At 47.0% G+C, this 878-nt stretch carries 1 protein-coding gene; it reads left to right on the top strand.

Annotation, left to right across the window (positions count from 1 at the left end; all coding sequences use genetic code 11):
* On the top strand, positions 1 to 878 hold an 878-nt coding region (locus BCT81_RS28815; protein WP_133152776.1), incomplete at both ends, for a methyl-accepting chemotaxis protein.

The raw sequence follows: 878 nt of genomic DNA, 5'->3' as shown, positions 1-878 counted from the left end.
ACCGAGAACGGATCCATTATTGGTGTTGTTGCTTCAAACCTCGCCTTGGACAAGCTGATTAAAGACGTATTAGCTATCCAGGTTCCAGGAAATGGTCGAGCGATCCTTATCGACAAACAAGGTACGGTGGTCGCTCACCAAAACGAAGACTTTATTCTTAAACAGGTGAATGACATCGCTCCGGAGTTGAGTGTTGCTGGTTTAAACAGTGCAGCGCAGAATCTAACGACGATCTTTACCCAAGTTGATGGTCACGAACGAGTGATCATGGCGGAGCCAATCAGTGGTACAGATTGGTTACTTGTGATTGAGATGGATAAAGATGTCTTGGAACAACCTCTGTTCGACATGTTGGTCAGTCAGATCACTACAGGCTTGATTGTTTTGATTGTGATGGCTGCAGCGACGTCTTGGTTTGTTGCTCGCCAGCTGGTGGAGCTAGGACGAGTGAGCGAAGCTCTCGCTGATATCGCAGAGGGTGAAGGTGATTTAACGCAACGCCTTCAAGTATCCAGCAAAGATGAAGTTGGTCAGTTGGCCGATAAGTTCAATGTGTTTGTCGATCGACTGCATGGAATGATGACCAACGTTACTCAAGTATCCACAGCAATGAACAATGGTGCTGAGCATGCCAATGAGAGTGCCCTTAAGCGCAGTGATAGCGTCAGCCGACAGCAAGATGAAATTACGATGGTAGCTACTGCGGTAACTGAAATGGCGACTGCGACGGCTGAGATCGCTTCTAACGCAGACAATACAGCAAAAAGCGCCAGTCATTCGGTTGAATTGAGCGAACAAGGCTTTCAGCAGATGGCCAAAAGCCAATCATCGATCAATGAGCTTGCTACTGAACTGACGAGTGCAGTATCTATTATTAG

Origin of the sequence: Vibrio sp. 10N.261.52.A1, assembly GCF_002876325.1 — a bacterium.
Classification (GTDB): Bacteria; Pseudomonadota; Gammaproteobacteria; order Enterobacterales; family Vibrionaceae; genus Vibrio; species Vibrio chagasii.
Note: the sequence above shows the minus strand (reverse complement) of the source record. Positions and strands in the feature narration are given on the sequence as shown.